The organism is Corallococcus sp. AS-1-12, assembly GCF_020036995.1.
Taxonomy (GTDB): Bacteria; Myxococcota; Myxococcia; order Myxococcales; family Myxococcaceae; genus Corallococcus.
Window position 1 is genome coordinate 70,811 of sequence record NZ_JAIQDD010000011.1, and the last position, 25,643, is coordinate 96,453.

Sequence of the window (25,643 nt, forward strand, 5' to 3'; positions counted from 1 at the left end):
TCACCCCGTGCCTCATCCCAATGCCGAGACGGCGCTGGACATGCTGGAGTACTGCCGCTTCGCCTACAAGGCGTACGCCCAGGGGTGTGTCTACCCGATGGATCCGTTCTACGAATCTCACGGGGCCGGGATGTGGCAGGGCGCGCGGGACCGGGTGCTGGCCCAGGTGCACAAGCTGCTCGGCAGCGAAGCGGACATCCACAAGTTCGACCCCATTGAATACGACTTGAAGACCCCGCCGAACCCCCGGGACGGGGTCGTGTACCGGGGCGGCACGGGAGACGCTCCGTACATCCTGTTCCAACCCCGGGAGCTGGACCGCTCCATCTCCTTCTCCAAGGGCGTGGACCTGGAAGGGGAGGACATTCCCATCAAGGTCCAGGACTTCTTCGGGGAGAAGACGCTGCTGGGCCTGGAGCACTCCGAGGCGAGCGGTACGAAGCGCTGCTGCTACTTCCAGGGCAAGACGGGGATGACGCAGACGCACCCGAAGGCGGGCTGGCCCAGTTGGATGGGCGCCGCCATCTACGACCCCGACCTCCAGCGGCTGACGGTCGTCTTCCGCGGCAGCCGGAGCGGGGCCGGCGGACGCGCGCTGGGGCAGGCGCTGGTCAGCAGCGTGGGGAGCCCGGACTGGGTCACCGACATGAACCACCTGAAGGAGGTGAGGGTCGGCCGGTTCAGCAACGCGAAGCTGTCCGCCGGCTTCTGGTACGCCTACAAGAGCTGCCAGGAGTCCCTGGCGGCGGCCTGCCTGGAGGCGATGCACGGCCGCGTTCCCCGGGAGATCATCTTCACCGGACACAGCCTGGGTGGCGCGCTCGCGCAGTGCGCCTATCTGGACCTGGCGGGCGGCACGCTGCTGGAGAAGGTCTACGCGAAGATCAAGAGCCGGGTGAGCGTCTGCTGTTACGCCATCTCCGCGCCGCCCGTCGTGCTCGGGGCGGACTCGAAGGCCAAGCTGGAGCTGCACATCGGCGGGGACGCGCAGGTGTTCCACTACTTCTCGCCGTACGACGCCGTGCACAACAGCAAGAAGGTGAAGACCTCCGCGGTGACGGCCGTGAACTCGGTGGTGGGCCTGTTCACGCATCCGCTCACGTCGCCGTGTCACCTGGGCGTGGAGATTCCCCTGAAGGACTGCACGCGGGCCTTCCCGGACGCGCATGAGCCCGAGGAGGTGCGCACGGGGCTCGTCGGGCTCATCCGGAAGGAGAGCCGGATGGGCCTGCCCGCGGACCCGGGCTTCTGGCCCACGTTCTCCTTCAACCCCACCGGCCCGTGGGGGGCGTCGGTGCGGCCGGGTGGGGACTGGGCCGCGGAGGCGCTCGCGGCGCACCTGAAGATCGCGCTCATCACCAGCGTCTCGGAGTCGCGCGCGCGGGTGCGCGCGCAGCTCTGGGCGGACGTGGTCAAGGGCAGTGGGAAGAAGAAGGGCGACTACGAGGTCGTGGACGACACGGATGGGGCCTCGTTCGACGCCTTCTCCGATGCGTGTGGCCTGGTGGCGGAGCTGAGCAATCCCTTCACGGACAACCGCTCACGGAACAAGACGCAGCTACGGGCCCTGCGCAACGAGATGATCAAGTCCTACCAGGGGGCCTCGGGGCACAAGGCCTCCTCCAGCGTCTACTTCGTCATGCTCCAGTACCTGACCGCCGCGCAGTACGGGCTCGACATCGTTTGAGCCAGACGGCGGATGCGGGGGCGCTGGGAGGCCTCACTTCCGGTTCGCGCAGAAGGGGGCGTCGAAGGTCCCCGACAGGTCCGTCTTCGTTCCGGTGGACTTCTCCTGGACCTGGACCTCGAAGCTGCCAACGAGCCGGTCCGTCGTGGCGGTCGTCAGTTTGATGCTCCCGCTGGTGGCCACCGCGACGGTCTCCGGTTCTCCGTCCGCGAGGCTCTGCTGGATCTGGACGAACCCGGGACTGCTGGCGGTGCCGACCTCGAAGGTCCCTGCCGCAGGGGGGCCGATGACCGAGACCATCACGTAGCGGGCCGGCGGAAGGACATAGCCGGCGTCCGCGGCGCTCGTGCAGAAGCCGGAGAAGTCGCTGTCGGCCAGCACGGCAATCGAGAGCGAGGTCCCGCCGTCGGGGCTGCGCGGGAGCAGCTCGCCGGACCAGGTCACCGGGAAGGCCTTGTCGCCCTGCAGGGACCCTACGCCCTCCGGCTGCTCCGTCTTGGAGTCACAGGCAGGGAGGAAGAGCAGTCCGATGATGGGAAGGAGGCTCAAGCGCATGGGGCGTCCTTGATGATCGGGGCAGGTGCTCCGGGGATCCTATGCGAACAGGGGGCGGGACGCGGGTGCGCGCGTCGCGACGATGAACAGCCGGGGGAAGGGCAGCAGGACCGTCCCGTCGGGCAGGGCCGGGTAGTCCCGGGCAATCCCTTCCAGATAGCGTCCGAGGAAGTCTGTCTTCTCGCCTGCGTCGAGCGGTTCGAGGAAGGGCCGGAGACCCGAGCCCTTGAACCACTCCACCACCGCGCTGGCGCCTCCGGTCAGCGGGTGGAAGTAGGTCGTGCGCCAGACATCCACCGTGGCTCCGGCGTCGCGCAGCACGCGGAAGTACCAGTCTGCATCGTGGCGCTCCGTCCGGGCGCTCGCGGCTCCCTTCAGTGTGTCCGCCCAGGGACCGGCGCTGGCGGTCTCCCGCATCAGCCGGTGGGACGGCTCCTCCAGGTTGTCCGGGATCTGCACGGCGAGGCTTCCACCCTCCGCCAGCTTGTGGAGGAGCGCGGGCAGCAGCGTGGCGTGGTCCGGCACCCACTGGAGCACCGCGTTCGCCAGGATGACGTCGTAGGGGCCCGGGTCGCTCCAGGTCGCGATGTCTCCCCGGTCGAAGCGCACGTCCGGCAGGCGCTTGCGCGCCGCGGTGAGCATGTCCGGTGAGCTGTCCATTCCGGTGATGGCGGCCTCGGGGAAGCGGGCGCGCAGCAGCTCCGTGGAGTTGCCGGGGCCACAGCCGATGTCCGCCGCGCGCTTCACGCCGGCCGAGGAGACCCGTGCGAGCAGGTCCCGGATGGGGCGGTTCCGTTCGTCCTCGAAGCGCGTGTACTGCGCCGCTGACCAGTCCATGGGCGTCCCCTTTTTCGGGAACCTATCGCGTCATGGCGGTGTCATGAGGGGGCCATGTCTTGGCGGGCATGAGCTCGCCATTCGCGGATGGGTTAGCGTTCAATCATGCGCCTCTTTCGTGCTTCCGCCGTCGTGTTGCTGATGGGCGTCCTCGCCTCGGGGTGCAAACGGGACGCGGACGCGCCTCCCAGGGCCGCCGCTCCGAGCGCGCCGCCAGCGCCCTTCATCCAGGCGGGGCTGGTGGCGCCCGTCACCGTCGCGGGACAGCCGGACACGGGAGAGGTGGACCTCGCGGCGCTGCGCGACTCCGTGGCGGATCCCAAGGTGCTCTCCGAAGCCGAGGTCGCGGCGCTCTCGCCGGCCGGCAACCGTCCACCCGGGGCTCCGGGGCCCGCGGGTGCGCCCGTTCCGCCGAGACCGCGCGCCGTCGAGGCCCCCGGACTCGGGGAGACGGAGGCGTTGCCGGCCGCGGCGAACGAGGAGCTGGCACGCTCCGAGATGCGGGAGCGCGAGGCGCGTGCACGTGAAGAGCTCCGGGCCGCGGCCGACACCCAGGCGCGCGCCGAGCCGGAATCGGATGGCGTCGAGGGCGGTGTCGTCGGAGGCGTCATTGGCGGCATGTCTGGAGTGCCAGCTCCTTCCGCCGCGCCCCCTCCTTCGGAGCAGCGCCGCAATCAGTTCATGCAGGTCATCAGGGGTGGCGGTGGCGCAGGCGCTGGAGGTTTTGGCTCCGGCTCCGGGCCGATGCCCGCGAAGAAGCAGGCCGCCAGGGCGGAGGATGCCCCGAAGCCGCTGCTGCCTCGTGTGGAGGCCGCGCCTCGCGCCGCCAAGGTGCTGGTGATGGGGGATGACGGCCGCTACCAGCCCCTCAAGGCCCGCGCAGTGCGCGTCGTGACGTACATCCAGGGCGCCCGGGCGCGGACCGTGGTCGATCACCTCTTCGAGAACGACTCCGGCCGCAACCTGGAGGGCACGTTCTATTACCCGCTGCCCGGCGGCGCGACGGTGGCGGGCTTCGCGCTGTACTCGGGGGCGGTGGCGGTGGACACGCCCTCGCTGTTCCAGTCGCCGGACCTGCTGCCTCCCCTGGGGGAGGACTCGGCGGAGCCGGAGCGGCTCTCGGCCTCCGCGCCGCCCTCGGCCCGGGGCGCGAAGCGCTCCTGGGGTGACATCCAGGAGGCCCGCGTCGTGGAGCAGAAGCGCGCGCGGGAGGTGTACGAGGACGTCGTGCGCCGCAACGTGGACCCCGCGCTGCTCGAATGGTCGGGCGCGTCCACGTTCAGTGCCCGCGTCTTCCCCCTGCCGCCCAGGTCCCTCAAGCGCGTCGTCATCGCGTATGAGCAGACGCTCCTCTTCGACGGAACCCACCTGCGCTACACGTGGCCGCTGCCTCCTGACGCGGGCAAGGAGTTGCGTGTCACCGCTCGGGTCCACGTGGATCCCCGCCAGGTCTCGCAGGTCCTCGTGCAGCCGGAGGCGGTGGTCACGAAGCGCGGCAAGCTGGACGCCTGGTGGGTCTACGACCTTCCCAAGCTCGCCGGGGACGGAGCGCTGAGCGTGGCCCTGAAGCCCCAGGGCGCGGACGCGGACGTGCTGGTGGGCTCGGACGACGCGGGGCTTCCGGGCCGCGCCTTCCACGCGCGGGTGCGGCTGCCGGAGCGGCTCACCTCGGGCGCGGAGGGGCCTCCCACGGGCCGCGCGGTGCTGGTGGTGGACACGTCCCTGTCCGCCGAGGACGGCAACGCGTGGGCCATCCAGGCGGCCACGCTGCGCGCCCTCCTGGAGAAGGACGCGACGCTGAAGGAGTACGCGGTGCTCCTCTTCGACGTGCGTCCGCGCTGGCTGCACGGGCCGGGCTTCCGCCCGAACGACGCGGCGAACCGGCAGGCCAGCTTCGCGGAGCTGGAGCGCGTCTTCCTGGAGGGCGCGTCCCATGTGGACGGCGCGCTGGAGGAGCTGGACCGCGCCGGGCGTGAGTGGCTCAAGCCCTCCGCGCCGGGAGAGCGGGTGACGGCCTTCCTCCTCTCCGACGGCAACATCACGTGGGGGCAGAGCCGCGTGGACGCGCTGCTGTCCCGGCACCCGTGCGTGGAGTCGCTGCGCTGGGTGACGTACCGCTTTGGCGAGGCGGCGGTGAACACGGAGCTCTTCGACGCGATGGCCCGCTCCAGCGGCGGGCGTGTCGTGAACGTCCTGTCCGCGGCGGAGGTGGACGCCGCCGCGAAGGCGCACCGCGCGGCGTCCGTGGTGCTGTCCCGCGTGTCGGTGGTGGGCGCGGACGTGAAGGACCTGGTGGTGGCGGGCCGGCCCCGGCTCGTCTTCCCCGGGCAGGAGCTGCAGGTGGCGGGGCGGCTGCCGGGCAAGGGGGAGGCGGCGTTGGAGGTGGTGACCCAGGCCGGCACCGGGCCCGAGCGCACGCTGCGCATCGACCTGCCGGCGGATGCCCACAGCACGTTCGCGCCCCGGGCGTGGGCGGAGCTCTTCGTGTCCCAATTGGTGTCCCTGGATGACGAGCGCCTGGACCGGATGGTGGTGGCGCTCAGCCAGCACTACCGGCTGGCCAACGCCCGCGCGTCCATGCTCGTGCTGGAGTCCGAGGGCGATTACACGCGCTACGCCATCCGCGACGAGCAGGTGGACCTGGCGAACCTGGAGTCGCTGCGGCGCATGGAGGAGGACCAGCGCCGGGACAAGCTGCTGGGCATCGCGCTGGACGACGTGCCCGCCGAAGGCCGCGCGGTGGTGGCCGGGCTCGCCGGTCAGAAGGGGATGCCCGCGCTCCTGCGGCGCCAGCCGCTGCGGGACGCGCCCTACGCGGGCGGTGACGAGCGGATCGCGGCCGAGCTGGCCTACCGCAAGGCGCGGCGGGAGAACCGCGACGACGTGATGATCTACGAGGCCGTGGCGCGCCGCCGCGCCTTCTCCGGGGACACCTGGGGCGCGGTGCGTGCGCTGTCGTCTCCCGTGGAGCTGCGGCCCCGCGACGCGGAGGCGCTGCGGCTGGTGGGCTACGGCCTGCTGGCGCTGGGGCAGTACCCGGCGGCGGCGGAGCTCTTCGAGCACGTGCGCCTGAGCCGCCCCTTCGAGGCGCAGGCCTTCCTGGAGGAGGCGCTCGCGCTGGACGCGGCCGGGCGCTACTCGGAGGCCGCCCGGAACTACGAGATCGTCCTGGCGCGGCCCTGGAGGCGCCATGGCGACGAGCTGCGGACGGTGGCGGCCTTCCACTACGCCCGGATGCTGGCGGGGCTGGAGCGGCAGCCCCGGCTCGCGGAGGTGGCGCCGGTCCTCAAGGCGCGCCGCGCCGGGCTGCGGGGGCCCGGCGGTGAGGGGATGTTCGCGGACGTCCGGCCCATCGACTACCAGCTCACCACGCACTGGAACTCGGACAGCACGGACATCGACCTGTGGGTCATCGAGCCGGACGGGGAGAAGTGCTTCTACCAGCACAAGCAGACGTCGCTGGGCGGGCAGTTGTACTGGGACATCACGGATGGCCTGGGGCCGGAGCTGTACCACGCGCGGAAGGCAGCGCCGGGGCCGTACCACGTGCTGGTGCACTACTACGGCAACCGCTCGTCGCGGTACGTGGTGCCCACCGCGCTGCTGCTCGTGAGCGACCGGAACGTCTTCACGGCCGACGACGCGGCCCAGCGGCGCTTCCAGGTGCGCATCCTGCCCAACACGAACGCGCGTCTGTTGTTGCGGCGCGAGGAACTGGTGGCGTCGAAGGACCGCGTAGCGGCGCAGCCCTCACCGTGAGGTCCGCTCGCGCGGGGGCTCCGCCTCCTGCGCTAGCAGCCATGCGGCGATGGCCTGCTCACAGGCCTCGGGCTGGTCCAGGAAGGCGAAGTGCCCACTGTCCACCTCGAACCAGGTCGCGCGCCGTCCCAGGCGCGTGGCTACGTCCCTCATGATGCGCGTGGGCATCATCGTGTCGCGCGTGCCCTGCACGAGCAGGACGGGGGCCCGTGGCGCTGGCGCCCGCGCCTCGGCGCCGGAGATCAGCACCAGCCCGCGCAGCTCGATGCCAGCAGGCAGGGGCCGGCCGCCGAGTACGTGCGCGCCCACCGCGCCGTTGGACAGCCCCGCGAGGTACACGCGGCGGATGCCCTGGTCCCGGAGCCAGACCAGGGTGCGCTCGAGCGTCCTCGCGCCGTCCGCGCTCCACCAGTCACCCCGGGGACCCACGGACGGGCAGACGGTCCTCGCGGAGATGGCCCGGGCGGCCCGGGCCAGTTGCCAGCAATACACGGTGAAGTTTCCGGCGTAGCCGTGGAGCATCACCACGGCCGTGTCGGGGCTCGGCGTCTCGGGCGTGATGACCACCGTGTCGAAGGCCTCCGGTGACTGGCGTCCCAGCCACGTGGAGATGGCGGGCGTCGCCACCAGCCCCTCCTCCCGGGCGAGCCGGTCGAACGCGGACTCCAGCGCGGGAATGAACCGCGCCGCGTCCGAGGCGGGGACCCGCCGCGTGCGCCAGAGGACATGGGCCGCGAGGAGCGTGCCGTCGCGCTCGTCCACCAGCCGGTTGAGGTAGCGCGTCCCCGGCGAGGGCAGGAGCCCGGTGCGCACCCGCGGGCCCTCCGCGCCCACGAGCCGGACCGCCGCGACCGCGACGAGGAGCCCCAGGCCCGCGCGCGTCAGGCCACCGCGCGTTCGCCAGGGCTTCGTGAGGAGCCCCAGCGAAAGCACCACGCCTCCCACCGCATAACCCCAGCCTGACGCAGACGCGCCGATGCAGGCGGCCAGGACGAAGAGCGCGACGGCGGGAGGGCCCACGAAGAGCCCGAGGACGAAGGCCGCCCTCGCGCGCGGATGCCTTGATGCGTTCATGCCGCGAGCATCGCGGCGGGCGCCGCCGGGAGGTCCTTCCCGCTCCCGGACGGCTCCAGGTCACGGGTGAGCGGTCGTTTCCCCGGGCCCTGCCGTCACGGGCACTGCGAGATGCAGTACGCGCGGTAGCTGTTGCAGTAGTAGGGGTCGCCGCCGCCAAAGTAACACTGGTAATACTTCTGGTCGCACGCGTCGGTACAGGCGCTCGGGACCGCCATCTCGACGACGCGGTTCGCCTCCTCGGGGCTCATGGGCTCCAGCTCCTCGGCGCCGCCGCAGCCCGCGAGCAGTCCAACGGCCATCAGTCCGGCAATGATTGCCACGCGCATTCACATCTCCTGGTCTTTTGGGGGAAGGGGTGCTGCCCCGCCAGGATAGCGCTGTCTTCCAATTCCGGACAATGGGCAGACGTCCCCAGGAAATCCTCGCGGGGCCGGGCGGTTGCTATCCTCCAGTGCCCCGCGACAGGAAGGATGCAACCCCATGACGAGGACCCCCGCCACCCGGACTGACTTGAAGGACGCCCTGCGGCGCCTGGGCGTGGAGGAGGGCGACCTCGTGATGGTCCATGCCGGCCTCCGGAGCCTGGGGCCCGTGCTGGGCGGGGTGAACGCCGTGGTGCTGGCGCTGCAAGACGCGGTGGGCTCCCAGGGCACGCTCATGGCCTACGTGGACTGGGAGCTGGGCGTGGAGCCGGAGGACTTCGAGGACGCGCGCCTCCGCGACGAGATCCCCACCTTCGACAAGCGCACCGCGCGGGCCATGCGAGACCACGGCATCCTCGCGGAGACGCTCAGGACCTGGCCCGGCGCGATCCGCAGCGACCATCCAGACGCGGGCATGGTCGCCATCGGCCCGAGGGCGGAGTGGCTCTGCGCGGACCACCCGTTCCGCTATGGCTATGGCCCCGGCTCGCCGCTGGCCCGGCTGGTGGAGGCGCGGGGCAAGGTGCTGATGCTCGGGGCGCCGCTGGAGACGCTCACGCTCCTGCACCACGCGGAGCACCTGGCGGACCTCCCCGGCAAGCGCGTGGTCCGCTACCAGCGGCCGCTCCAGGTCGACGGCGAGCGGCGCTGGGTGGACTTCGAGGAGTTCGACACCAGCGAGCCGGTGACCGACGCCCTGCGAGCGTCCAGCGTGGACGCCTTCACGCGCATTGGCGAGCAATGCCTGGCGGAGGGAATCGGCCGCTCCGGAGACGTCGCCCGGGCCGTGTCGCATCTCTTCGACGCCCGCGGGCTCCTGCGCCGGGGCGTCGCGTGGTTGGAGGCGTTCCACGGCTCGAAGGCGCCGTGACTCTTGGGCAGCCGTAGCTTCTGGAGTTGGACGTCGCGCACGCAGCGTGCGTTCAGCGATTGTTCCGGGCGGGGAACGCCAGGGCGTGGAGGTGCTCCGGCAGCCGCTGGTGCTGCCAGTCGCGTTCCCGGGCGGTGGCTTCGGCGGCGTCCGAGCCTTCGGCGGCGCCGTGGGCCGCGGCGGTGGCCGCGAAGGTGGCGGCCTGGGAGGCGTGGCTGGCGACGTGGGCGGTGGCGGCGGCGTGTCCGGCGGCGCGGGCCGCGGCGCAGGCGGCGGCGTGCGGGGTGGCATCCGAGGCCGCGGCGTGCGCGGCGAAGGCGGCGGCGTTTGCGTCGGTCATCGCCAGCGCTCCCCGCTGCCAGGCTCGCGCTGCTTCGATGGCGTGACGGGGGCGGTGGTCCTCCGGGAACTTCTGTTCGAAGAGGGGGAGGACGCGCTCGGCGCAGTCGGCGGCCCAGCGGGCCAGGCATTCGTGGTCGGACCTGTCGAGCGCCATGCTCCGCCCCTCCCGGTGTCACAATCGTTGCGTATTCACTGCCATCCCGCCTGACAGGTCAATGTTTGGCTAGACTGTCTTCCATGGTCAGGGACGCGTGGTGGAGCGCGGTGCTGGTGGGATGGCTGGTGATGCCAGTCACCGGATGGGCCTGTTCCTGTTCCTTTGCCTCGCAAGGGCTGGCCAGCACGTTGGAGGGAGCCCGCGACAGTGCCGGCTTCATCTATCTGGGGCGGGTGCGTGACTCGGAGGACCCGTCCGAACGCTTCGCCACCGTGGACGTCCTGGAGGCGTTCAAGGGCAGCGTCAAGGCAGGCGCCGTCTTGCGGCTCCCCTATGGAGGGGGAGGAGACTGCGTCCTGAACGTGACCCCGGGCCGGACGTGGTTGATCCATGCCGGCAAGACAGGCCCGGAGGAGGTCTGGATGTGCTCGCGAAGCCGGCGCGTGCTTTTGGATGACAGCGAGCTGACCTGGCTCCGCACGGGCGTCCTGCCGCCGGTGCCCGTGGCGCTCCACCGGGAGACCGTGAGCTGCGAGGGATGCGAGATCGAAGTGGAAGCCAGGCGCCTGCTGGCGCATGCGGGCACGCCGCCCGTTGGGTGGAGGGAAGCGGAGGCGCGATGGAAGGCGGGCCAACCGTTCATCACCTCCGCGGGCATGACCCAGGGCAGGGTGCTGGGGGTGTCCCGGGACGGGCGTGCCTTCGAGCTGTCTGACTCCTCGCCTGAGACCTCCGCGCGATGGGCCTGCGAGCGGAGGCTCCAGTTGCGTTGGTGCAAGCGATTGGAGCTCCAGGAGGGGCGGTACGCGTCTGACTTCCGCTGTGTCGACCCTGGCGAGCCCCAGGAGGTCTGCGACGAGCGCCGGAGCCGGAAGTCGGAGTGGCTCCCGATGGAGCGCCTGCCGCCCGGTGCGTGCAGTGGGTTCAACCCCTCCGCTCCCTCGTGTGATCTGGCCTCGGACCGCTTCCCCTTTCCCGCGGGTGCCCCGCCGTTGCCCTTCCTCGCCTGCCATCCCCAGACACCGGGAGCCCGTTCCGGCGGTTACGCCTGCGAGGTGAAGACGGCGCCGGAGCCCGTGCCACCCGCGCCGTGAGGCTTCAGCGCTCCGGCTCCTCGCCTTCGCCCAGGAGGCCGTGCTTGCGCAGCTTGTCGTGCAGCGTGGCGCGGCCGATGCCCAGCGCCTTCGCGGCCTCCGTGCGCTGGCCCTTGGAGGCCGCGAGCGCGGCGAGGATGAGCTCGCGCTCGTGTGCGTCCAGCTTCTCCCGCAGGGTGTTGCCGGTGTTGGAGGGGGCCGGGGGCGTGGGCGCGCTGGCGCCTCCGGGCAGCAGCTCCAGGTCCAGGGTGCCGTCGGCGGACAGCACCACGGCGCTCTCCAGGGCGTTCTCCAGCTCGCGCACGTTCCCGGGCCAGGGGTGGGCCGTGAGGCGCTCCAGGATGGCGGGCGTCAGGGCCACCGGTGGCATGTGGAAGCGCTCGGTGTGGCGGGCGAGGAAGTGCCTCGCGAGCGCGGCGATGTCCTCCGGACGGCTTCGCAGCGGGGGCACCTGGAGCGTCACGACCTTGAGCCGGTAGTAGAGGTCCTCGCGGAAGCGGCCCTCCGCCACGCGCTGGGGCAGGTCGCGGTGGGTGGCGGCCAGGACGCGGACGTCCACCGGGAGGGAGCGGTCCTCGCCCACGGGCCGCACTTCGCCCTCCTGCAAGACGCGCAGGAGCTTCGCCTGGAGGGGCAGGGCGAGCTCTCCCACCTCGTCCAGGAGCAGCGTGCCACCGGAGGCCTCGCGGAAGAGGCCGGGCCTCGCGCGCACGGCGCCGGTGAACGCGCCCCTCGCGTGGCCAAAGAGCTCCGCCTCCGCGAGCTCCGGCGTGAGGGCGGCGCAGTTGAAGCGCACATAGGGCTTGTCCGCGCGCGGGGAGGCGCGCACCAGGGCCTCCGCGACGCGCTCCTTGCCGGTGCCGCTCTCTCCCGTGATGAGCACGGTGACGTCGCGGGGGCCCACGCGCTGGATGCGCAGCGCCAGCCTCGCCATCGACGGTGACACGAAGACCAGCGAGCGCAGCAGGTTCACCTCGCCGGACAGCCGCTCGTTCTCCGCCTCCAGGCGGACCATCCCGAGCGCCCGGCGCACCACCGCCAGCACGTCGTCCACGTCGAAGGGTTTGCGGAAGTAGTCCAGCGCGCCCAGCTTCATGGCCTCCACGGCGTGACGCTCGGAGCCATGCGCGGTGATGAGGATGACCCGGGGCGCATGAGGGCGCGCGGCGACGCGGCGGAGCAGCTCCATGCCGTCCACGCGCGGCATGCGCAGGTCGCTGAGGACCAGGTCCACGGGCGGCTCGGAGTCCAGGCGCGCGAGCGCGGCCTCTCCGTCCACGGCTTCTTCCACCGTGAGCCCGTCATCCTCCAGCAACCCGCGCAGCGTGTAGCGCACGCCCGCGTCGTCATCCGCCACCAGCACGCGGGCCTTCATGGCAGGGCCTCCATTCGCGGCGCTTCGGCCGGTTGGGGCGCGGCCGGCAGGCTCAGCTCCGCCACGCAGCCGCCACCCTCGCGGGCGCGCAGGCTCAGCTCTCCGCCGTGCTGGCGCATCAGCGCTCGCGACAGGGCGAGCCCCAGGCCGGAGCCGTGGGGCTTCGTGGTGATGCCCGGCTCGAAGACGCGCTCGCGCACCTCCGCGGCGAGCCCGGGGCCCCGGTCCCGCACCTCCACGCGGCCCCCGCCTTCTGGGGCCGTCCAGGCCTGGAGCTCCACGGTGCTTCCCCGGGGCGCGGCGTCCAGCGCGTTCTGCACCACGTCGATCAACACCTGCCGCACCTTGCGCGCGTCGCACCACGCCTCCACCGGCGGTCCCTCCGCGACCCGCAGCCCCACGCCCCGTTCCCCCGCCATGCCCTCGTGCAGCTCCGCCACCTGCCGGCACAGGCCATCCAGCGGCACGTGCGCTTCGTTGAGCGGGAGCAACGGCCGGGAGAAGTTGAGGAAGCCTTCGAGGATCTCCTGCATCCGGTCCACCTCCCGCCGCAGCACCGCGAGCCGCTCCGCGGGCCGGCCCTCCACTTCGCGGGCAATCATCGCGGCCAGGCCCTTCACGCTCGCCAGCGGGTTCTTCAGCTCGTGGGCAATCTCTCCCGACAGCGTGGTGAGCGAGCGCACCCGCTCCTCATGCGCCTTCAGTGCGTCATCCCGCGCGTCCAGCGCCGTGCGCACCATGCCGCGGTACGTGCGCCGCAGTTGGGCGCCGATGAAGTTCGTCCACAGGACGAGGAACACCAGCACCGCGAGCATCGTCAGGAGCAGCGCGTCGTTGTGCCCCGCGCGCGGGCCTCCGCCGAAGAGCACGGGCACCAGGTCCCCCACCGCGCCCGTCAGCGTCACCGCCGCCTGCACGCCCACCAGCGCGAGCAGGGAGCCCGCCCACCTGCGAGCCCGCGCGGGCGGGAAGAGGATGGCCGTGGCCAGCGACGCCGGGAGCACCAGCGGAATGAGCGGGCTCTCCAGTCCCCCCAGCGCCAGGTTCACCACCGTGAACAGGGGAAACGCCACCGCCGGCAACAGCCTGCCCGGCTCGTGCGACACCACCGGCTGACGCCGCCACACCAGGACGGCCACCACCCCCATCACCACGAACGCCAGCGCCAACGCCACGCACACCCTGCGCCACGCGGCCGTGTCGCCGATGAGCCCCAGCGACACCATCACCACCGGCAGGGGGCTCAGGAACGACAGCACCTTCGTCACCTGCCGGAACATCCGCGAGAACGCCTCGCGTTGGACCTGCTCGACTCCGGCGGCCGTGGGCTGGGGTGGGGAATGCAAGGCGCGTCCTCCTGGACCGTGGGCGCTACCCTATGCCCAAGCAAGGCGGATGCCCCAGCCCGCGTCCCCTGGGGTCTCTGGCTCACGGCCCCCCGCGTGTCCGGAGACCCGGCGTCCGGCGCCGGAAATCCGAACAGGAGAGGGCCTGCCCCCGGGGGCTCCCCTGGCGTTCAGTGCTGGCACGTCCAGTGCTCAAGGTGACGCCAGGACACGGGTTCGGGACCTGCCCGTGAGCCAGACGCGGACCCCCCGGGCAGGGCAGGCGTAGCGTGGACTTCGCCGCGCTCGGGGGGCGCTCCATTCGCGGCGAGGCCGCGCCAGGAGGCACGGGTGTCGGGACCGGGCAGGAAGTCGAAGCACTCGAAGCGGGGCATCGTCACGGGGGCGGTGCTGGTCGCCGTCATCGTCGGCGGCATCCTGTGGTTGCGGCGGCCGGCCCCGGAACCGCCGCCGCGCTTCACCGGCTTCGTCGTCAGCGACAACGTCTACCTGTCCTCGCCGGTGGCCGGCATGGTGGCGTCCGTGGCGGTGGTGCGCGGACAGCGCGTGGAGGTGGGCACGCCGCTGTTCCGCATGGAGCCCACGTCGCTGGTGGCGAGGGCCGACCAGGCCCGGGCGCAGGTGGGGCAGATCGAAGCGCAGTTGCTCGCGCGCCAGTCGGACGTGGCCCGCGCTCGCGCGTCCCTCATCGCCGCGCAGGCGGAGGCGGACCGCGCGGACGCGGAGCTGGCCCGGCTCGTCGCCGTCCAGAAGGCCATGGAGGGCGCCGTGACGCCCCAGCAACTGGACCTGCTGCGTGCGACGGCGACGCGCGCGCATGCCCAGCGCGACGCGGCCCGCACGGACGTGGCGGCGGCGGGCGCGCAGTGGGAGGTCGTCCGCGCCCAGCTCGCCAGCGGGCGCGCGGGCGTCACCGCCGCGGAGCAGCAGGTCGTGGAGCTGGCGCCCGTGTCTCCCGTCGTGGGCCGCGTGGAGGACGTCCTCTTCCAGCAGGGCGAGTGGGCCATGCCCAACGCCCCCGTCATCAGCATCATCCCGGACGCGAAGCTGAAGGTGCGCTTCTACGTGCCGCAGGGGAGGGTGGCGTCCTTCCCGCCAGGCACCACCGTGGCCATCGCCTGCGACGGCTGCGACACCGGGATGACGGCGCGCGTGGACTACGTCGCCCCGCGCCCGGAGTACACGCCGCCCATCATCTACAGCCTGGAGACGCGGCAGAAGCTGGTGTTCCTGCTGGAGGCGGTGCCCTCCGCGCCCACGCGGCTGCTGCCCGGACAGCCCATCGACGTGACGCCGCTGAAGCAGGCCCCCGTGGAGGCGGACCGATGAGCGAGCAGGCCATCGACGTGCGCGGGCTCAACAAGTCCTTTGGCGACCGGCACGTCGTGCGGGACGTCTCCATCGCCGTGGGGACCGGACGCATCACCGGCTTCCTGGGCCCCAACGGCTCCGGCAAGACGACGACGCTGCGGCTCCTGTGCGGCCTGCTCACGCCCGACAGCGGCGAGGGCACCGTGCTGGGCCTGGACTTCCGCGCCCGCGGCGACGCCATCAAGCGCCAGACGGGCTACATGACGCAGAGGTTCTCCCTCTACGAGGACATGACCCTGGAGGAGAACCTGGCCTTCGTCGCGCGCGTCCACGGCCTGGACCGGCGGCGCGAGCGGGTGGAGGACACGCTCCACCGGCTGGGCCTCTTCGACCGGCGCCGCCAGCTCGCGGGCGCGCTCTCCGGCGGCTGGAAGCAGCGCCTGGCCCTGGCCGCCGCGACGCTGCACGAGCCCCGCCTGCTGCTGCTGGACGAGCCCACCGCGGGCGTGGACCCCAAGGCCCGCCGTGAGTTCTGGGACGAAATCCACACGCTCGCCGCGGGCGGGCTCACGGTGCTGGTGTCCACGCACTACATGGACGAGGCGGAGCGCTGCCACGACATCGGCTACATCCTGTATGGGCGCCTCATCGCGCGGGGCACGGCGGACGCGCTCATCCGCGACTCCGGGCTGGTGACGTTCCTGGGCGAGGGGCCCGGCATCGACCGCGCGGCGCACGTGCTGGCCCGGGCGGACGGCGTGCTCAGCGCCTCCGCGTTCGGCGCCGCCGTGCACGTCAGCGGGCTGAAGCGTGAGGCCCTGGAGGCCGCGCTCGGCCCCTGGCGCAGGGAGCCCTACCGGTGGAGCGAGGTGACACCCTCCCTGGAGGACGTCTTCATCCAGCTCATGGGTCGCGAGCGCGACGAACGGTACTCGTCATGACGGGCTCGCTTCCGCGCATCCTGGCCGTGCTGCTCAAGGAGTTCACGCAGCTTCGGCGCGACCGCATCACCTACGCGATGATCCTCCTCATGCCGGTGATGCAGTTGCTCATCTTCGGCTACGCCATCAACATGGACCCCCGGCACCTGCCCGCCGCGGTGCTGTCCCACGACACCAGCACCCTGGCCAACTCCGTCGTCGCCGCGCTGGAGCGCACCGGCTACGTGGACGTGCGCTACCTGCCCCGGTCCGACGAGGAGCTGGATCAGCTCATCCGCCGGGGACAGGTGATGCTCGGCATCACCATCCCGCCGGACTTCACCCGGCGGCTGCTCAAGGGCGAGCGGGCGCAGATCCTCGCGGAGGCGGACGCGTCCGACCCGCAGGCCGCGGCGGGGGCGCTCGCCGCGGTGAGCGTGCTGCCCACGGAGGCGCTGCGGAACGAACGCGTGGGGCTGGGGACGCCGCGCTCCACCGCGCCCGCCTTCGAGGTGGTGGTGCACCGGCGCTACAACCCGGAGGGCCGCTCCCCGGTCCACATCGTGCCGGGCCTGCTGGGCATCATCCTGTCCATGACGCTGGTGATGATGACCGCCATGGCCGTCACCCGCGAGCGCGAGCGCGGCACCATGGAGACGCTCCTGTCCACGCCCGCCACCCCGGCGGAGATCATGGTGGGCAAGCTCACGCCGTACGTCGTCGTGGGGCTGGTGCAGACCGTCGTCGTGCTGGGCATGGCGCGGGGGTTGTTCTCCGTGCCCATGGCGCGCACGCCCGCGGGGTGGCTGGCGCTGGCGTGCGGCATCGTGCTGTTCATCGTGGGCAACCTGTCGCTGGGCTACCTCATCTCCACCGTGGCGCGCAGCCAACTGCAGGCGATGCAGATGTCCATGTTCTACATGCTGCCGTCCATCTTCCTCTCCGGCTTCGCCTTCCCCTTCCTGGGGCTGCCGCCGTGGGCGCGGGTGCTGGGCGAAGTCATCCCCGTCACGCACTTCCTGCGCATCGTCCGGGGCGCGCTGCTCAAGGACCAGGTGCTCGCGGACATGGGGAACGACCTGCTCGCGTTGGGACTCTTCGTGCTCGCCGTGGCCGGTGCGGCACTCGCGAGGTCACGCACGACGTTGGATTGATTGACGCCACACGTCGAGCATGACGCAGCCGCGAAAGTGGAGGGCTTGGACGGCCGGACGATCCAAACGGACCACCCTTTGCAACCTTCCTTCCGCACCGGAGCCACGCCCCACGTGGTTTCGCGGGGTTCCCTCCCGCGTCCGGTCTGGAGATGCCCATGTCCCGTGACAACTCCTTCGCGGTGGGTGCGGTGCGGACTTCGCGCCTGCTCGTGGTCCTGTTCGCGGCGACCTTCGCCGCCGGCTGTGGAGACGATGAGGATGACTGTGTGCCCCGGACGTGCGAGTCGCGGGGCTTCAACTGCGGCGAGGCGACGGACGGCTGTGGCCACACGCTCGACTGCGGCACCTGCGCGGCGCCCTCCACCTGCGGCGGCGGCGGCGCGGACAACGTCTGCGGGTGCCCCGACCTCAAGACGGCCTGCAGCCCCGGGGTCGAGTGCGGCACCGAACCGGATGGCTGCGGTGGCACCGTCACCTGCGGCACGTGCGCGGCGCCGGAGGTGTGCGGCGGGCGCGGCGTGGAGAAGACCTGCGGCGTCCCCGCCGAAAACCGCGAGTGCAGCGACGGCTGGTGCTGGGAGTATCCGCTGCCCCACGGCTACGGCTTCAAGGGCGCGCACTTCAGCTCGGCCAACGACGGCTGGGCCGTGGGCGAGGACGGCTTCATCCAGCACTGGGATGGAGCGCGCTGGACGCGCGTGGCCAGCGGGACGCTGACCCCCCTGCACGACGTGCACGCCCTCTCCGCGACGGACGTGTGGGCCGTGGGCGCGGGCGGCACCGTGCTCCACTCCACGACGGGCGGGGCCTTCTCCCCGGTGAGCTCCGGGACGACGCGCGACCTGAACTCCGTGTGGGCCGCCGGTCCGGGGGACATCTGGGCGGTGGGCGCTGGCGGCACCGTGCGGCGCGACCGGGGCAGCGGCTTCCAGGGCGTGGACGCGGCCACGACCAAGGACCTCAACGGCGTGTGGGGCAGCGGGCCTTCGGACGTCTGGATGGTGGGGCGGTCCGGGACGCTGCGCCGGTACGACGGCAGCGCGGTCGCCGGCATCGACGCGGGCACCACGGACATCGACTTCCATGAGGTGACGGGCACCGGCCCGAACGACGTCTGGACCGTCGCCTCGGATGACCCGTGCATCCTCTGCGACGACTACGGCCAGGTGTTCCGCACCACGCCCGCGGGCATCGAGCAGTCCCTGCGCTCGTCGGACCAGTTGTTCTCCGTGTACGCCGCGTCGCCCTCGCTGGTGCTCGCGGGCGGAGAGGACTTCGGCTACGTCTACAACGGCACGAAGTGGACGGACACGGATGAGGACGCCGTGGGGCCCATCACCGGCAGCGGGCCTGACAACGTGTGGTCCTTCGGTCCGGGCGGGCAGGTGCAGAAGTGGAGCGGGCAGGCGTGGACCTCCCAGGCGCCGCTGCGCACGCTGAGGGTGGCGCGGGCCATCCATGGCACGGGGCCGTCGGACGTGTGGGCGGTGGGGGACCCGGGCCGCGTGCTGCACTGGAACGGCGGCGGTTGGATCGAGCCGCCGCTGGACTTCTCCCCCTTCGACGACGTGACGGGCGTCTACGCGGCCTCCACGGCGGACGTCTGGCTGACGTCCTCGTTCCATGACCGCATCTACCGGTTCGACGGGGCCCGCTTCATCACGCAGTACACCGCGGAGTCGTCACAGGCGCTGTACGCCATCCACGGCGCTTCCGCGACGGACATCTGGGCGGTGGGCGCGTCCGGCCAGGCCGTCCACTTCGACGGCACCTCCTGGACGCGCAAGGCCACGGAGGTCCAGGTGACGCTCAACGCCGTGTGGGTGCAGGGGGCCTCGCTGGCCATCGCGGTGGGCGACGCCGGCACCATCCTGCGCTGGGACGGCGCCGCCTGGAGCGCGATGACCTCCGGCACCAACAAGGCCCTGAAGGCCGTGTGGGGCAGCGGTCCCTCGGACTTCTGGGCGGCGGGCGCGGACGGCGCGCTGCTGCGTTACACCGGTGGGGCGTGGCTCCCCGTGGCCAGCGGCACGTCGTCCCAGCTCAACGGGTTGATGGGGCGCTCCGCCACCGAGGTCTGGGCGGTGGGCGACAACGGCACGCTGCTGCGCTTCGACGGCGCCAGGTGGACCGCGGAGACCACCGGCACCCGCCGCGTCCTGCGGGCCGTGTGGGCGCCGTCCTCGTCGGAGCTGTGGCTGGTGGGGGACTCGGCCGTCCTGCACAAGCCCTGACCCCACGCGAGCAGGCCTGAGCGCGTGGCGCCGCATGGGTTCCCTGGCGACCGGGGAGCCCATGCCGTGCCGTGTCCCGAGCGCGGCCCGCCGTCATCACCATCGTCTTCTGGTACCCCCATCAGAAGGAGACTGGTGATGTGTTGCAACACCCGAATCTGGCATTCCCACCACTGCATCCTGCCGCCGTACGTCAGCCGTCAGATCGCGCAGAACGGCTCACCGCAGCAGCGGGCGCGGGCGCTGCGGACGCTCTCCATCGACAACACCCTGCGCGCCCTCCGCCTGTCCACCAGCGGCGCGCCCCAGGCGGCGAAGCGGCTCATCCCCGGCCCCATGGTCGTGGAGAGCCAGAAGCAGCGCACCATCTACGACGTGAAGAACACCGAAGCCCTCCCGGGAATGGTGGCCCGCACGGAGGGCTCGGACGATACCGGCGACCCGGCGGTCGACGAGGCCTACGTCGGCCTGGGCGCGACGTACGACCTCTACTGGGACGTCTACGGGCGCAACTCCATTGACGGCAACGGCATGCCGCTGAACGGTCACGTCCACTATGGCAGCGGCTACGACAACGCCTTCTGGGACGGCGAGCGCATGGTGTTCGGCGACGGCGACGGCGAGCTCTTCAACCGCTTCACCATCTCCGTGGACGTCATCGGGCACGAGCTGACCCATGGCGTGACGGAGCACGAGGGGCCTCTTGCCTACTTCCTCCAGGCCGGCGCGCTCAACGAGTCCCTGTCGGACTGCTTCGGTTCGATCGTGAAGCAGCGCTTGTTGAACCAGACGGCGGAGCAGGCCGACTGGCTCATCGGCGCGGGGCTCCTCACGGACAAGGTCCAGGGCAAGGCCCTGCGCTCCATGAAGGACCCGGGCACCGCGTTCGACGATCCCGTGCTGGGCAAGGACCCGCAGCCGGCCCATATGAAGGACTTCGTGAAGACGACGGAGGACAACGGCGGCGTGCACATCAACTCCGGCATTCCCAACAAGGCCTTCTGCGTCGCGGCCATGAACCTCAAGGGCTACACGTGGGAGAAGGCCGGCCTCATCTGGCTGGAGGCGCTGCGCGACCCGAGGCTGAAGTACAACGCCTCGTTCCTGTCCTTCGCCCGGCTCACCGTGCTGGTGGCCGCCAAGCTCTACGGCAGCGGCGACGAAGAGCAGATCGTCCGCGACGCCTGGGGGCAGGTGGGCATCAAGATCGCCAAGGAGCGGGCGGGCGAGGTGGCCTGGATGCCGCAGGTGCAGAAGCAGGCCGCGCAGCCGGTGCAGCGCAAGCACTAGGTCCTGGAGCGGATGGAATGCGAATCGAGCTCAAACGGGAGGGAGGCCTCGCCTTCTTCCCGGGCCTCGCCAGGCCCCGCACCGTGGACCTGGCGGCCCTGCCTCCCGCCACGGCGGAGGCGCTCCAGCGGGAGGTGCGAGAGGCCCGCTTCTTCGAACAGCCCGCCACCGTGGGCGGTGGCCCCACGGCGGGCGCGGACCGGACCAGCTACGCCGTCACCATCGAGGACGACGGCGGACGGAGGCACTCGGTCCGGCTGGTGGAGCCGGTGACGGAGCCGCACCTGCGCTCCCTGCTGGCGCTCATCCAGAAGGCCGAGCGGGAGCAGCGCGCTCCCTAGCTCCCGGGCGTGCGGACGGGGGGACGTCCTCGCCGGGGGCGGCGGGCCATGTCACGAACGTGTGACGCGGCTCGCTCGTTCGTGTGACAGGACGGCGTCGCCGGTAACGGTGTGGCAACAACGGGGGGCGGTGCGTGGCGGAAGGCTGCGCCATTCGGTAACGGGAGCGCCACATCGGGACCAGGCGGGTCCCTCCTTGTTCCCCGCCCGGCTCTCACGCACCCATGACCTTCGCCTCGTCCCACCGCTCCGTCCTTCAGGCCCTGCTGGCTGGTACCGCGCTCCTCTTCTCCTCGTCCGCCGTGGCCCAGGCCCAGGAGACCCCGCCCGCGCCCGCTCCCACTGGCGAGGTCGCGCCCCCCGCGGAGCCCTCCGCGCCCGTGCCTCCCGCCGCCCTGCCTCCTCCCGTGGCGCCGAAGGAGAAGGAGCCGGAGAAGACGAAGCCCTGGTACGAGACCATCCGCCTCCGGGGCTACACGCAGGTCCGCTACAACCGGCTGCCCAGCTTCCGGGTGAACGACTCGCTCATCAACGAGCAGGGCGACCGCTTCATGGGCAAGGACACCGGCTTCGGCATCCGCCGCGCGCGGCTCGTCATCTTCGGGGACGTGCACCCGCACGTGTCCATCTACCTGCAGCCGGACTTCGCCTCCGTCATCGGTGACCAGTACAACGTGGCCGTCATGCGGGACTGGTACGCGGACATCTTCGTGGACGCGAAGAAGGAGTTCCGCTTCCGGGTGGGCCAGTCCAAGGTGCCCTTCGGCTTCGAGAACCTCCAGTCCAGCCAGAACCGCCTGGCGTTGGATCGCAACGACGCCATCAACAGCGCGCTGAAGGACGAGCGCGACCTGGGCGTCTTCTTCTACTGGGCGCCCGAGCACATCCGCGCGCGCTTCAAGCTCCTGGTGGACAGCGGCCTCAAGGGCTCCGGCGACTACGGCGTGGTGGGCCTGGGCGTCTTCAACGGCCAGGCGGCCAACCGCGCCGAGCGCAACAACAGCCCCCACGCGATCGCACGCGTCAGCTATCCCTTCCTCTTCGGCTCCCAGTACGTGGAGGTCGGGGCGGGCGGCTACTACGGCCGCTTCAACCTCAGCGCGTCCCCGCGCGACGACGCGGCCTATGCGCTCGCGCGCGGCCCCAACATGGTGGATGCCCGCGCCATCGTCAGCCTGACGGTCTACCCGCAGCCCCTGGGCTTCCAGGCGGAGTACAACATCGGGCGGGGGCCGTCGCAGGGCTCGGGCCCGGACGACGCGCTGCTCATCGACAGCCGGAACCTCCAGGGTGGCTACGCGCAGCTCATGTACAAGCTGGACGGCGTGGGCGGCGTGTCGCTCATCCCCTACGTGCGCGGCACGCTCTACAAGGGCGGCAAGAAGGCGGAGACCAACGCCCCCCGCTACGACGTGCGCGAGCTGGAGCTGGGCGCGGAGTGGCAGATCTGGAAGGCGCTGGAGCTGACGGCCGCCTACGTCATCGCCAACCGCACCTCGTCGCGCTACCCGTATGAACAGGAGCAGGGGCACGTGACGCGCCTCCAGCTCCAGTTCAACTACTGAGTCAGCCGACCGTCTGGTCGATGGCCCCGAAGATGCTGGCGCCCGCGTCGTCCCGCATCTCGATGCGCACGCGGTTGCCGCGCTTCAGGAACGGCGTCTTCGGCGCGCCGTCCCGGAGCGTCTCCACCACGCGCACCTCCGCGATGCACGAGTAGCCCGCGCCGCCGTCCTTCACGGGCTTGCCGGGGCCGCCGTCCGGGCCCCGGTTGGACACCGTGCCGGAGCCCACGATGCTGCCCGCGCACAGCGAGCGCGTCTTCGCCGCGTGGGCCACCAGCGTGCCGAAGTCGAACGTCATGTCCACGCCCGCGTCCGCGCGGCCGAAGGGCTCACCGTCGAGGAAGACCTCCAGCCGGCGGTGCAGCTTGCCCTCCCGCCACGCGTCGCCCAGCTCGTCCGGCGTGACGAACACCGGGGAGAACGCCGACGCGGGCTTGGACTGGAAGAAGCCGAAGCCCTTCGCCAGCTCCGCCGGAATCAGGTTGCGCAGCGACACGTCATTGACCAGCCCCACCAGCGCCACCGCGCCCAGGGCCTGCTCGCGCGCGGCGCCGAGCGGCACGTCGCGCGTCACCACCACGACCTCGCCCTCCATGTCGCAGCCCCACGCCTCGTCGGCGAGCGGGATGGGCTGGCGCGGCCCGAGGAAGCCGTCGGAGCCGCCCTGGTACATCAAGGGGTCGGTCCAGAAGGAGGGCGGCAGCTCCGCGCCGCGCGCCTTGCGCACCAGCTCCACGTGGTTCACGTACGCGGAGCCGTCCGCCCACTGGTAGGCGCGCGGAAGGGGCGCCGCGCACCGGGCAGGGTCGAAGGGCGCACCCGGGACCTCTCCGCGCTCCAGCCGCTCCGACAGCGCGCGCAGGGCCGGCGCATGGCGGTCCCAGTCATCCAGCGCGGCCTGGAGCGTGGGCGCGATGGCGGACGCATCCACCTGCCGGGACAGGTCCTTCGTCACGACGACGAGCCGGCCGTCCCGTCCTTCATCGAGCGAGGCGAGCTTCACGGCTGACCGCCTCCCGGGGAGGACAGCTTCGCCTTGGGCAGGTCCGCCCAGCAGGCGTCGTAGTCCTTCTGGAGGACGGGGCTCTCCATCGCCTGCCGCGTGGGCGCGATGACCCAGCGGGTCTCGAACATGAAGGCGAGCGTGTTGTCGATCTTCTTCGGCGTCAGCTCCGCGGCGACGGCCGCCTCGTACGTCTTGCGGTCCGGGCCGTGGGCGCTCATGCAGTTGTGGAGCGACGCGCCGCCGGGCAGGAACGCGTCCGCCTTGGCGTCGTAGACGCCGTGGACCAGGCCCATCAGCTCGCTCATCACGTTGCGGTGGAACCAGGGCGGCCGGAAGGTGTTCTCCGCCACCATCCACCGGGGCGGGAAGATGACGAAGTCGCAGTTCGCCGTCCCCGGCGTGTCACTGGGCGACGTGAGCACCGTGAAGATGGACGGATCCGGGTGGTCGTAGCTCACCGTGTTGATGGTGTTGAAGCGCGCCAGGTCGTACGTGTACGGCGCGTAGTTGCCGTGCCACGCCACGACGTCGAACGGCGAGTGGTCCAGCGTCGTCTCCCAGAGGTTCCCCTGGAACTTCTGCACCACGCGCGTGGGGCGCTCCACGTCTTCATACGCCGCGTGCGGCGCCACGAAGTCGCGCGGGTTCGCCAGGCCGTTGGACCCGATGGGCCCCAGCTCCGGGAGCCGGAACTGCGCGCCGTAGTTCTCGCAGATGTAGCCGCGCGCGGGGCCGCCGGGCAGCTCCACCCGCATGCGCATGCCGCGCGGGATGAGCGCGACGTGGCCGGGCGGGACCTCCAGCACGCCCAGCTCCGTGACGATGCGCAGCGTCCCGGACTGGGGGACGATGAGCAGCTCACCGTCCGCGTTGAAGAACGCCGTGTCCGTCATGGACGTGTTCGCCGCGTAGAGGTGCACCGCCGCGCCCGCGCCCTCTGACGGGGAGCCGTTGCCGCCCAGCGTGAAGAGGCCCTCCAGGAAGGTGGTGGGCGTGGTGGGCATGGGCGCCGGGCTCCAGCGCAGCCGGTTGGGGGAGGGCGGCACCTCCCGGAACGGTCCGCTCTTCAGCGCGCGGGCCTCCACGGGCCGGTACGCCGGGTGGCCCGCGCTGGGCCGCAGCCGGTACATCCACGTGCGCCGGTTCACGCCCCGAGGCGCGGTGAACGCGGTGCCGGAGAGCTGCTCAGCGTAGAGGCCGAACGCGACGCGCTGGGGCGTGTTCTGGCCCACGGGGAGCGCACCGGCGACAGCCTCCGATGCGTGCTCGTTTCCAAAGCCTGTCAGGTGGCGGACGTTTTCCATGGCGTCCGAAATAGTAACAGATGTAACCAAACCGGCAAGGCTCAGGGGCCGGGCTTGAGGGCGCGGATGGCGGCGCGCTCCACGCGCTCCAGCAGCGAGCGGAGCACCTCGCGTTCAGAGGACGACAGCTCCGCGAGCACCTCCGCCTCCGCGTCGAGCGCGGCGGGGGCCACCCGCTGGTAGAGCCTGCGTCCCGCGGCGGTCAGCGTCAGGCGCCGGGAGCGGGCGTCGCTCTGGCTCGTGGCGCGCCGCACCAATCCGCGCTCCTCCAGGGAGCGCGCGGCGCGGCTCACCGGGACCTTGTCCATGCGCGTGCGGCGGACGAGCTCCAACTGCGAGCGCTCCCCGTCCTCGCCCAGCACGGCGATGAGCCGCCACTCCTGGGTGGAGAGGCCGTCCTCGGCCGCGTACACGCGGGCGATGCGCTGGCTCACGACGTTGTCCGCGACCGACAGGCGATAGGGGAGGAACTCATCGAGGGTGAGGCTCGCGGCGCGTGCTTTCTTCATCGGGCGTCCGACTATAGCCAGCCATCCAGGCGGGCGGACGCGGTGGGCGCGTTGCGCGAGGGGGCGGTGGCGCGGACCTTCCTGGGCAGGGAGGCCCTTCATGGCCACGAGCAAGCAGCGCGCCGCCGGGCGCAAGAACATCAAGAAGGCCGCGACCGCGGCGAAGCGGAAGGGCACGCTCAAGAAGCTGCCCAGGCGCACGCGCACCGCGCTGGGCAAGCAGGCCAACAAGGTGAAGCGCTCGAAGGCCCGGGCGCGCTGAAGTCCGGGATGGGAATGCCGCTCTGGCTCCAGGCGGGTTTGTGGGGGTTTGCTCCCGAAGTCGTCGCGGGGACCACCGCCGTGGCGGCGGGCGCCATCCTCGCCATGCTCGCGGACACGATGATGCCGGAGGCCATGGAGGGAGCCCACGACCTCACCGGCCTCATCACGGTCGCCGGCTTCCTCGCCGCGTTCGTGCTCAGCAAGCTGGGGGGATGAGCGG

23 protein-coding genes are annotated in these 25,643 nt (G+C 71.7%); 13 read left to right on the plus strand and 10 right to left on the minus strand.

Annotated elements, in window-relative coordinates:
* The first annotated feature begins 7 nt into the window (after positions 1–7).
* Positions 8–1,687 (plus strand): hypothetical protein, encoded by a 1,680-nt coding sequence (locus K8556_RS19570; protein ID WP_223741591.1) that lies wholly within the window; start codon positions 8–10, stop codon positions 1,685–1,687.
* A gap of 33 nt (positions 1,688–1,720) precedes the next feature.
* On the opposite strand, the gene K8556_RS19575 is transcribed toward K8556_RS19570, so the two are convergent.
* Positions 1,721–2,242: a hypothetical protein gene (locus K8556_RS19575; protein WP_223741592.1), complete on the minus strand. Its 522-nt coding sequence runs from the start codon at positions 2,240–2,242 to the stop codon at positions 1,721–1,723.
* A 39-nt stretch (positions 2,243–2,281) separates the two neighbouring features.
* A complete protein-coding gene (gene tam / locus K8556_RS19580; protein ID WP_223741593.1) occupies positions 2,282–3,079 on the minus strand; it encodes a trans-aconitate 2-methyltransferase in 798 nt (265 codons plus the stop codon).
* Positions 3,080–3,184: 105 nt separating this feature from the next.
* Here tam and K8556_RS19585 point away from each other — a divergent pair, with 105 nt between their 5' ends.
* Positions 3,185–6,838, plus strand: a complete 3,654-nt coding sequence (locus K8556_RS19585; RefSeq protein ID WP_223741594.1) for a VIT domain-containing protein — start codon at positions 3,185–3,187, stop codon at positions 6,836–6,838.
* Here K8556_RS19585 and K8556_RS19590 read toward each other — a convergent pair.
* On the minus strand, positions 6,830–7,912 hold the full coding sequence (locus K8556_RS19590; RefSeq protein ID WP_223741595.1) for an alpha/beta hydrolase: 1,083 nt from the start codon (positions 7,910–7,912) through the stop codon (positions 6,830–6,832). The two genes, K8556_RS19585 and K8556_RS19590, sit on opposite strands and share 9 nt — an antisense overlap.
* Before the next feature lie 95 nt (positions 7,913–8,007).
* On the minus strand, positions 8,008–8,241 hold the full coding sequence (locus K8556_RS19595) for a hypothetical protein (RefSeq protein ID WP_223741596.1): 234 nt from the start codon (positions 8,239–8,241) through the stop codon (positions 8,008–8,010).
* Between the two features lie 154 nt (positions 8,242–8,395).
* On the opposite strand from K8556_RS19595, the gene aac(3) reads away from it, so the two are divergent.
* Positions 8,396–9,208, plus strand: a complete 813-nt coding sequence (gene aac(3), locus K8556_RS19600; protein WP_223741597.1) for an aminoglycoside 3-N-acetyltransferase — start codon at positions 8,396–8,398, stop codon at positions 9,206–9,208.
* 52 nt (positions 9,209–9,260) lie between these two features.
* Here aac(3) and K8556_RS19605 read toward each other — a convergent pair whose 3' ends face one another.
* Positions 9,261–9,704, minus strand: coding sequence for a putative immunity protein (locus tag K8556_RS19605; RefSeq protein ID WP_223741598.1), 444 nt, complete (start codon positions 9,702–9,704; stop codon positions 9,261–9,263).
* 83 nt (positions 9,705–9,787) lie between these two features.
* On the opposite strand from K8556_RS19605, the gene K8556_RS19610 reads away from it, so the two are divergent.
* Positions 9,788–10,801: a hypothetical protein gene (locus K8556_RS19610; RefSeq protein ID WP_223741599.1), complete on the plus strand. Its 1,014-nt coding sequence runs from the start codon at positions 9,788–9,790 to the stop codon at positions 10,799–10,801.
* A gap of 4 nt (positions 10,802–10,805) precedes the next feature.
* Here K8556_RS19610 and K8556_RS19615 read toward each other — a convergent pair whose 3' ends face one another.
* Both K8556_RS19615 and K8556_RS19620 read right to left on the minus strand, forming a co-directional pair.
* A complete protein-coding gene (locus K8556_RS19615) occupies positions 10,806–12,176 on the minus strand; it encodes a sigma-54 dependent transcriptional regulator (RefSeq protein WP_223741600.1) in 1,371 nt (456 codons plus the stop codon).
* Positions 12,173–13,522, minus strand: a complete 1,350-nt coding sequence (locus K8556_RS19620) for a HAMP domain-containing sensor histidine kinase (RefSeq protein WP_223741601.1) — start codon at positions 13,520–13,522, stop codon at positions 12,173–12,175. Before K8556_RS19620 ends, K8556_RS19615 begins: the two co-directional genes overlap by 4 nt.
* Before the next feature lie 330 nt (positions 13,523–13,852).
* Between K8556_RS19620 and K8556_RS19625 the strand changes: the two genes are divergently transcribed.
* From K8556_RS19625 to K8556_RS19655, 7 genes are all read left to right on the plus strand, one after another.
* Positions 13,853–14,851: an HlyD family efflux transporter periplasmic adaptor subunit gene (locus K8556_RS19625; RefSeq protein WP_223741602.1), complete on the plus strand. Its 999-nt coding sequence runs from the start codon at positions 13,853–13,855 to the stop codon at positions 14,849–14,851.
* Entirely contained in the window at positions 14,848–15,774 is a 927-nt protein-coding gene (locus K8556_RS19630; RefSeq protein WP_223741603.1) for an ABC transporter ATP-binding protein, read from the plus strand. The genes K8556_RS19625 and K8556_RS19630 overlap by 4 nt, the downstream gene beginning before the upstream one ends.
* Positions 15,771–16,907: an ABC transporter permease gene (locus K8556_RS19635; RefSeq protein WP_223741604.1), complete on the plus strand. Its 1,137-nt coding sequence runs from the start codon at positions 15,771–15,773 to the stop codon at positions 16,905–16,907. The genes K8556_RS19630 and K8556_RS19635 overlap by 4 nt, the downstream gene beginning before the upstream one ends.
* A 158-nt stretch (positions 16,908–17,065) precedes the next feature.
* A complete protein-coding gene (locus K8556_RS19640; RefSeq protein ID WP_223741605.1) occupies positions 17,066–19,144 on the plus strand; it encodes a hypothetical protein in 2,079 nt (692 codons plus the stop codon).
* 138 nt (positions 19,145–19,282) lie between these two features.
* The gene (locus tag K8556_RS19645) at positions 19,283–20,434 is read left to right on the plus strand and encodes a M4 family metallopeptidase (RefSeq protein ID WP_223741606.1); all 1,152 of its coding nucleotides are present in this window, start codon (positions 19,283–19,285) and stop codon (positions 20,432–20,434) included.
* 17 nt (positions 20,435–20,451) lie between these two features.
* Positions 20,452–20,775: a protealysin inhibitor emfourin gene (locus tag K8556_RS19650; RefSeq protein WP_223741607.1), complete on the plus strand. Its 324-nt coding sequence runs from the start codon at positions 20,452–20,454 to the stop codon at positions 20,773–20,775.
* A 224-nt stretch (positions 20,776–20,999) separates the two neighbouring features.
* Entirely contained in the window at positions 21,000–22,340 is a 1,341-nt protein-coding gene (locus tag K8556_RS19655; RefSeq protein WP_223741608.1) for a porin, read from the plus strand.
* Position 22,341: 1 nt separating this feature from the next.
* On the opposite strand, the gene K8556_RS19660 is transcribed toward K8556_RS19655, so the two are convergent.
* The 3 genes from K8556_RS19660 to K8556_RS19670 are packed head-to-tail and all read right to left on the minus strand — an operon-like array spanning position 22,342 to position 25,159.
* Positions 22,342–23,343 (minus strand): fumarylacetoacetate hydrolase family protein, encoded by a 1,002-nt coding sequence (locus K8556_RS19660; RefSeq protein ID WP_223741609.1) that lies wholly within the window; start codon positions 23,341–23,343, stop codon positions 22,342–22,344.
* Positions 23,340–24,650, minus strand: coding sequence for a homogentisate 1,2-dioxygenase (hmgA, locus tag K8556_RS19665; RefSeq protein ID WP_223741610.1), 1,311 nt, complete (start codon positions 24,648–24,650; stop codon positions 23,340–23,342). The genes K8556_RS19660 and hmgA overlap by 4 nt, the downstream gene beginning before the upstream one ends.
* Positions 24,651–24,691: 41 nt before the next feature.
* A complete protein-coding gene (locus K8556_RS19670) occupies positions 24,692–25,159 on the minus strand; it encodes a MarR family winged helix-turn-helix transcriptional regulator (RefSeq protein ID WP_223741713.1) in 468 nt (155 codons plus the stop codon).
* Between the two features lie 100 nt (positions 25,160–25,259).
* Between K8556_RS19670 and K8556_RS19675 the strand changes: the two genes are divergently transcribed.
* Positions 25,260–25,421, plus strand: a complete 162-nt coding sequence (locus K8556_RS19675) for a hypothetical protein (RefSeq protein ID WP_223741717.1) — start codon at positions 25,260–25,262, stop codon at positions 25,419–25,421.
* 8 nt (positions 25,422–25,429) lie between these two features.
* Complete coding sequence (locus K8556_RS19680; protein WP_223741718.1) at positions 25,430–25,639, plus strand: hypothetical protein; 210 nt, start codon at positions 25,430–25,432, stop codon at positions 25,637–25,639.
* Positions 25,640–25,643 lie beyond the last annotated feature (4 nt).